The sequence below is a fragment of the Sphingobacteriaceae bacterium genome, assembly GCA_016715905.1.
Classification (GTDB): domain Bacteria; phylum Bacteroidota; class Bacteroidia; order B-17B0; family Aurantibacillaceae; genus Aurantibacillus.
The window spans coordinates 38,549-46,735 of record JADJXI010000001.1 but is presented as its reverse complement, the minus strand read 5'-3'; the positions used below and the strand labels follow the sequence as shown (position 1 = coordinate 46,735).

Sequence of the window (8,187 nt, the reverse complement as noted above, 5' to 3'; positions counted from 1 at the left end):
CGGAAGAGATATAGCTTACACCGATGTAAGGTCATCAATATCAGCAGATTGGGGATGGGGAAATGTGGTAATTGCAAAAGATTTCATTGAATATGGTTATGCTAAATTTGGCAATCTTGTCCTCTCTAATAAGGCCCCTTCTTTTCCGTTTATCCGCCTAGACATAAAGCCGGTAGACTGGTTTAGCTTTAAATACTTCCATGCGTGGCTCTCATCAAATATAATCGATTCCGTTAATCTTGCGGCATATAACAGAAATATTTATAGAGACAAATACCTTGCGTGGCATTCTTTGACCATAACACCACTCAGGGGTTTGGATATTTCGATTGGTGAATCTGTTGTTTACAGTGATGAGCTGGAAATTTTATATTTAATGCCCATTATGTTTTATTACTTGGCTGATGAGTTTATCAGTGATAGATTAATAAACCTGGCGATGCAAACCAGCAAATATTTATAACACTCAGCTCGAAGGATCATTTGAGTAATACACATTTTTACGGAACTCTTTTCATTGATGAGTTGACAATTGGCGGAATAAACGGCTCTTTATTCATAAATACGACTTATGGCGGTGCTACGGAGCGGCGGCAAAGAACCCAATTAGGATATACACTCGGATTATCCGTTACAGATTTACCAGTAGATAATTTAACTTTTTCCGCAGAGTACACGAGGATCAATCCATTTGTGTATGGTCATCATGATCCTGGGCAAACATATACAAATTCATCTTTCTTAATGGGGCATTGGATAGGACATAACTCAGACCTTATTTATATAGATACGAAGTATCGGATTATACGTGGCTTAGAAGTGAATCTTTGGGGAGCATATATTCGAAGGGGGAGCTCGGATTATAGTGATCAGTACACAGATAATTATCAACCCGACTTTTTATTTGGCTTAAGAAATAACTATAAATATTTTGGTCTTAATTTGAAATATGAATTATTGCACGAACTGAATATTGAATCCAGATTTAAGTCGACAAATATATCCAGTGAGCAAAACGATGGTTCGTTTAATGATAAGCAAATAAAGGAATTCTCGTTTTCAATTTATTATGGATTTTGAGACTAAGGCCAAAGTGAATGCGATTTTATGGTAATTGTGACTACCTTAACAAAATCATTTTCCGAATATAAACCACGTTCCAGTTAAATTCTGGTAAATTTATAACAATAGTCATTGGTATCAGGTACAGAAATGGTAATTGTATCACCTCCAATATAAGAACCTAGCGAAGTTGAATTACCGGTTCTTGGGTCGAACCGTTTTCCCTCATATGAACCTTCGGCATCACTTAAATCAACTTGAAATGAAATGACCTCATTATAGGCATAAATAATGTAAACAGAATTGACCTCATATAATGCGTGATGAGTCCCTGTTCCACTTGTTATTAAAGCGTCATTGGGTGTTAACCTCCAGTATTCCAAATCCTCAAAAAATGTTTTTATATAACCGACCTGCTCTTCCCAATCATCATATCTTTGATGATTCATATCAGTAAAAGCCCAATCGTGTCTTAACCCGCCCAACACAGTTGCACCAAATCCTGTAATAAAATAACTTCCGCTCATTGCAATATTCCATGCTTGCCTGCGAGTCCACGGCATTATTTCGTCTAAGTAATCTACTTGACCATTACTGTCTCTATCACATAAGTAATAAGCATACTCTGATTGTACAATAGGTTTATTATGATCTCTAGAAGCTAATGCAAATGCATGTAAATTTTCTAAATCATAATATCTTTGTTGATAGTCCCCAAACCCGCTCCATGAAGCATCCGCAAATTCCTCCGAACTATGAGTTGTGTGAACTGCTATCATTCTATCATGAGGATCATGTCTTGCTAATTGAGTTCCTAAGCTGTTAAAATCTATGCTCGGTGCTTCATCGTATTCACCTGCAAGAATCCAGTAAATGTTATAAGCAGAATATCTTCCAACAATATATCTAAGGTACCTTACTCTATCATCTTGACTGCCAAAGTTTTCCCAATCTCTCAAGTACCATCACCTTTTTCACTTGCCCATGAAACCAATAATCCACCAATAATTCCCTTACTGTTTAGATAACTTAATCTCTCATCACCATTTTGGAAAAATGTTAGATTTAACGTGTCCATATCGTTTTGTTCAACATCAAGCCATTGTTCGTCTGTATTAGTAACAAAGTGGACTACATTATATCCTTGTGAAGCTCTTAAATCAATATATTGTTTTACGGTTTCTGTGTCCAACGAATCATAAGGAATTGTTCTGAATAAATTCCATTGAGTGTCGCCTAAAAACCAAATTCTATCACCATTTTGATATTTGAAATGATATGGATATGAAGCATCAGCAATTAAACTACCTTTGTTGGTTGAGGTTATACATTCAAATGAACCACTCTGTCCATCTAATCCGGCATCGTCTGAATTAATAACCCATGTCCAAACTCCATAAGAATATGGACTAAATCTAAATCTCCATTCAGTTCCGCCATTCCAGAACATCGGTAAGGTAACTACAGCAGCCGAGGGAGATGTTAATATAACATTTGCATCTAAATCAATATACGGATTTTTATAAGAATCCGATTGATTAAAGGATCTTTCGTAAACAGAATATAACTCTATTTGAGGAATCGTAGTGTCCATACTATCAAAATCATGCTTTAAGGGAGCACTATCATTGTCCAGATAAAACATTTCTGCTGAGAATACTAGAAACAGAATTATAGATGATATGGTCACAAATAAAATGATCTTTTTCATATTTACTCCAAACGAAATCCCTGTCTTTGTTGTCAGCTATTATGTAAAATGTTTTTTTAGCAGTCCCAGTTCAATAATAATACTTCGCATGCTGCTCTATCAAATTGACAATAAAACTAAGTCAAATCCAATGAGTTTGAGGAATAAGCTGTGGCATAAAACATTCCATTGAAATTGACATAATTAAAGCAATTCGGATTCCATAATCAACTGTTAAAAAACCGCTTTATTCACCTGCTTCACCACTTTCAAAATTTGCAATTATATTATGTAATACTTAGGTATCGCAACATTTAGTCTTGAATGGTAAATCTGCCGTGTCGTGTCATTTTGTATTTAAATTAGGTAATATTTGATCCATCATCTTAACCGAAGTATTGTGCAATTCAACCGAATGATTGTCTAATGTATCAATTTTTTTTCTAATTATACTATTATCACGTACCAACATATAGAAGAAGTAGCACTACAATGAAAGTTATTAAAAATAACTTAAAGTATTTCAACCCATTTTTATTTTTCACCGGTTGCCTCTCAATCAACCATATCAGATTTTTCATATTTAAATTCACAAGTAAGTATGATTTAAAGTACATTAATCACTATTTTAACAGAAAATTATATGCATTTATATCGGATATGAGAAAATTATTGCATATCAAAAATAAATTGAATAATAAATCCAAATTGTTACAATATTTCTCACTTAATTACTCATTTTCTCATGAAAATAAATAAAATAACATTTATACTCTTAATACTATTATTATTATCAACTTTTATCGCAATCTTTTTAACACCCTGTTGGGGTGATGAAAAATATTATCACTATCCTAATGTAGCCAATATCTCAGTCTCAAATATCATTGATAGGAATTCTTCTTATAGTAGTGCATATACACCATTGCCATATGTTTTGGGGTCAATACTTTATGAAATTAATGATTCTATATATTTACTAAGAATATTAAACTACTTAATATTACTTATTTTAATAATATACTTTTATAAAATCTCTTTGGGTTTAAGAAACGATCCCTTAGTTTTGGTTTTATTACTTGTATCAAATCCATACTTACTGAGGAATTCTTTTGTTTATTATTCGGGAAATTATGGATTATTATTCGCGGTTATTGGCATATATTTTTATTTTTTCAGCATCAAAAAAAGTAAAATCATTGTAGCTCATATCTTCTGGGGATTGTCAATACTATGTCAGCAGTGGATGCTCATAATTATATTCTCCATATTTCTTCATGAATTAAATCAATTAATAAAAAATAAGTTGGATTATGCATTTTTTTTAAGAGGTATATTATATAAATCCTTAAGTTTATTACCCGCGATTATACTTTTTTTATTTTGGGGTGGATTGACTCATCCAAATTTTCAACAGCATAAATTGACACCTAGTTTTATTCATCTAACAGGTGTTTTAGCTAATTATGGTTTAATAGGAACCTTTATTGTAATGTTTAATTTAAAGAAGTTCTTAAAGTCTCAGTATTTACTCCTTCTATTTTTTTTACCCATTATTTACTTTTCGGTGCCAGCACATTCCGAAATCCAGGGTACAAATGTAATCACTGGAGTAGCATCTCAGTTATGTACGCAATTACAAAAATATCTTCAATTTCCTTATGAAATAAGCATGTTTTTACTTGCAGCAGCAGGGATGATGTTAGTAGTCGTTATCATTTCAAAAGCTAATGATAACTTTTCTTCTTTTTTGCAGTATACTATTTTAGGTTTTTTAGTTGCTTTCTCTAGTAGTACAGTTTTGGGGGCAACACATATATTTATTTCTGTTCCTTTCATATTCCTCATATTTAATTCTGAGCTCAGGGAAAAAAAATTACTTGAAAATCTTGTTTTAACATTCTTTTACCTCGTGTCTCTTTTTTATATTTTCTATTTTAGCTTATATAAGACAAGTGGATTCAATTTATAGCCTAAAGATTGAAATGTGTTCGCAATATAGAATAATAAGGCCTGCTTTAACACCAACGATTAGTTAGAGAATAACTACTGTTTCTAAATACAACCTTCATTATAGTTTCATCCACTTAAATTTTTCTATTATTATTAGATTTTAAATATTGGAAGTGGATGAAATAAAATAGGCACTTAAGTCTTTATCAGCCAGGTAAGTGCCATTAATCTTTGATGATATATCTTACAGACTATCTTTATATGTATTAAAACTGCTTATGGCACATTAGAAACTTTTAATAAATTCTGGTTAGCTTTTCCGTAATCTAAAACATTTGCAGACCCATTCAAATCAAGATCACCAGCTAAATAACCGGTTTGAAAAAGCATGTTTCCAACAATACCGTAATCAAGAACATTTACAATACCATTTGCGTCAGCATCGCCTGAATACATACCATATTTACCTTCTCCAAGATTTGCCAGATCGTTTCCATAAGACTTGCTTGGTGAAATAGTAAAGTCATAAAGCGCAGAAGATTCTGCTAAGGCAACTTTATCTGCACTCATTATTTTTAAATGGTTTCTGTGTGCAATTACTAAGTAATAACTCCCGCTGCTTATTCCATAAACGTTAACTGGACTTTGACCATCTAAATCAACAATAGTCCCGTCTTTTTTAACAAAAGCTGCTCTTTTTGCTGTAGCCGCGGAAGAAATATCGCTCCGCAGCTCGATTAACACCCAATCAACTACATCATTTGGAATTGTTGGCACACTTTCGTATCCATTGTAATGCCAGGGGGCAGATGTATAAGGTTGATTTAGCGGTATAAGGGTTGAACCACGGAGGTTATTACGCATCTGACCATTTTCGTAAGCACCTTGCAAAAATACTTTTGGTTTTATTTGTATTGGAGCCTGCACGGAAGATGAACCCCAAATTTCAGTTTCCCAGACTGTTGCCCAATCGTTTTGATTATTGCCTGTGATTTCTAATTTTAAATATTTCGCTTCAACGGGATTAAAAATGTTTACAGTCCATTCTTGATTTGAGGAAGCGGCATTTTTCACAATTTCGATCCAATTTACTGAATCTTTTGAAACAGAAATGCTGTAATTGTAGATTCGGTTTTGTTGAAAACCATAAAATGAGATTCTGGTTATACTTATTTGTTTAACTGCCCCCAAGTCATACACTAACCATTGAGGGAGCGGAGTTGCTTTCCAGCGTGAATCAGCTTCTCCTCCATTTGAATAATACACTCCATCAATCGTTTTTTCCGGCGATTCATCCATATTTGAGGCTGTAACTTTAGTAATTGTTAATTTGTTTACATATCCAACTGAAGGGCGATCAAATATGCTAAAGTACGTTATTGAATTATTGGACGTAGATAGAAAATTACCCGATTGGTCTTGCAGATTATAAACACTGCAAGAATAATTTTGACCAAAAGTATGGGGTGAAGTAGTAAGTACAATCGTAGTCTGATTAGCATTCAATTCCGCAGAGTAGACTACAACTCCATCAGATACTGAATAATTTAGTAAAGTGGCAATCCCAAGTGAACTTAACGGTTCGGAAAATGTGAGTGATAATTTTGTGGAATCCAATAATGTACCGCTTACCAGTGTTGGTGGAGATGTATCTCCCGTAAAATGTTGAACTGCACCAATATCGGGTTTTGTTCTATTTACAACATTTCCATTTCTATCTGTAAATCCTTCCGGAACAAATGATGAAATGTCAATTCCTGAGTTTAATGCAGGGCTACTGTTCGGTAAAGTAAAATCTGAATTCATTATTTGCAGTAGTGTATGTCCTTCAGGATAAATATTTCCAGAAACTGTTCCCCCAAGGGCGTTAAGTCCATTTATTGTGTACCCTTTACTTGGGTCAAATAAATAAACAAAATATGATGATACACTTGAACCGGTCTTAAAGAATAAATTATTTTTTATATCCCTTAGTGCACTTGATTGACTAATTGCCACAAAATTGAGTGGATTTACCATCTGCATGTTCAAAAAAAGGTTATTGAAACTAAAAGGATAACTCCAATTTAGTGCTGATCTATTTAATTGATAGAAAGTATTATTAAATATATAATTATCATCCATGGTGACATTATAGTCTTCATGTTGTATCTCAATACCCATTCCTGTATTATCTTGATCTCCCTTTTCCGGGCACGCGGATACAGTTACACTGTCAATTATATTAAAATATACTTTATTACCAGATGATCCCAATGCTATTCCTGCTCCACGAATATTATGTATGTAATTATTGTAAATCTCACTCCATACATAAACACCTGTTTCTGGATCGTTCCAAGTGTAGACTTGAATACCTTTACCGTAAGAAAAATTGGGAGATTCTATTTCGTTAGAAAATATTTTATGATAAAGGGATACTTGACCTATCGCTCCGCCAGAATATATCCCAAACCACCAATCTTTAATGTAATTCCCATTTATTCTCCAGTTTGATGCACCAAAGCCAATAAGAATACCATAAGGGGTTAACGAGGTATAAAACTTAAGAGTATAGTTCCAGTCGCTATCTATAATGCAATTGCTAATTTCTCCATGATCCGAAGTCTGGTCATTTGCAAGTTTACTTATTCTACTCGAGTTCGCAAATATTCCAGCTCTACTGCTGTATTTACCTATATTACAATTTTTAATTAAACTATAGTCTGAACCGGCTAATCCCAAAGCACCATATCCTCCGCCTTGAATATCTAAACCATCTAGCGTAACATAATCGGCATCTACAAGTTGAACAGTATGTTCTACAATTTGTTCATCCAAAAGTCCACCCTGATATTCTATTGTGCTATAATATGTGCTGGGATTCATAATTGAATAAACATAGAGTCTTCCTTCTGAAGTGTTATGATAGAAAGGATGTTCCGGACAAATTCCAAATGTCCCGTCCCAATTATCCCCTGTGAGAGATTTTGCTTGTTCCTTCTCCAGGTCATTAAACCACATCCTTTCAATTGGAATGGCTTGTATGGGTGTGGTGATATACCAAACTTCTGAATTATATTGATTCCATGTCTTGTTAATTTCGGCTTTCAGCGTTAATATTGGTTTTTTGCCATTTCCATATGCACTAAAAATAATTCTATTTTCAGAAGTACCACTATTTTTAATAATTAATTCAGAACCGGCCCACTGATCTCCTCTTTTAAATAAAATATTATCACCAGGATTAAAGCTTCTTGAATTTAATTTACCAATGGTTTTCCAAGGTGAGTTCTCGGAAGTACCGCTGTTCGAGTCATTACCTTGAGAAGAGGATACGTAATAGGTGGTTTGCGGAAAGAGAGAAATTAAACATGCGAAAGATAAAAAGATAGCTATTCTCATTCTATACATAACAACATCCATTCTTAATTTGATAATCATATTTTGCTCCGCTTTGGGCGGACTAAAAAGTTCAAACCATATGCCATTTGTCTTATTTC

6 protein-coding genes are annotated in these 8,187 nt (G+C 33.6%); 3 read left to right on the top strand and 3 right to left on the bottom strand.

The annotated features are described in order from the left end of the window. A partial coding sequence (locus tag IPM51_00220) for a hypothetical protein (GenBank protein ID MBK9282732.1) occupies window positions 1-463 on the top strand: 463 nt, incomplete at its 5' end. Between the two features lie 20 nt (window positions 464-483). Then, window positions 484-1,080 (top strand): hypothetical protein, encoded by a 597-nt coding sequence (locus IPM51_00215; GenBank protein MBK9282731.1) that lies wholly within the window; start codon window positions 484-486, stop codon window positions 1,078-1,080. Window positions 1,081-1,163: 83 nt separating this feature from the next. Here IPM51_00215 and IPM51_00210 read toward each other — a convergent pair whose 3' ends face one another. Both IPM51_00210 and IPM51_00205 read right to left on the bottom strand, forming a co-directional pair. Continuing rightward, on the bottom strand, window positions 1,164-2,021 hold the full coding sequence (locus tag IPM51_00210) for a DUF4038 domain-containing protein (protein ID MBK9282730.1): 858 nt from the start codon (window positions 2,019-2,021) through the stop codon (window positions 1,164-1,166). Beyond that, window positions 2,018-2,773, bottom strand: coding sequence for a DUF5060 domain-containing protein (locus IPM51_00205; protein ID MBK9282729.1), 756 nt, complete (start codon window positions 2,771-2,773; stop codon window positions 2,018-2,020). Before IPM51_00205 ends, IPM51_00210 begins: the two co-directional genes overlap by 4 nt. Before the next feature lie 724 nt (window positions 2,774-3,497). Between IPM51_00205 and IPM51_00200 the strand changes: the two genes are divergently transcribed. Next, on the top strand, window positions 3,498-4,724 hold the full coding sequence (locus IPM51_00200; GenBank protein MBK9282728.1) for a hypothetical protein: 1,227 nt from the start codon (window positions 3,498-3,500) through the stop codon (window positions 4,722-4,724). A 257-nt stretch (window positions 4,725-4,981) separates the two neighbouring features. Here the strand turns inward: IPM51_00200 and IPM51_00195 are convergent, their stop codons facing one another. Further along, window positions 4,982-8,128, bottom strand: coding sequence for a discoidin domain-containing protein (locus IPM51_00195; protein MBK9282727.1), 3,147 nt, complete (start codon window positions 8,126-8,128; stop codon window positions 4,982-4,984). Between the last annotated feature and the right edge of the window lie 59 nt (window positions 8,129-8,187).

Bases quoted from the DNA above. Each gene is read 5' to 3' on its own strand.
- IPM51_00200 (MBK9282728.1), top strand. From the start codon at position 3,498: ATGAAAATAAATAAAATAACATTTATACTCTTAATACTATTATTATTA.
- IPM51_00205 (MBK9282729.1), bottom strand. From the start codon at position 2,773: ATGAAAAAGATCATTTTATTTGTGACCATATCATCTATAATTCTGTTT.
- IPM51_00195 (MBK9282727.1), bottom strand. From the start codon at position 8,128: ATGATTATCAAATTAAGAATGGATGTTGTTATGTATAGAATGAGAATA.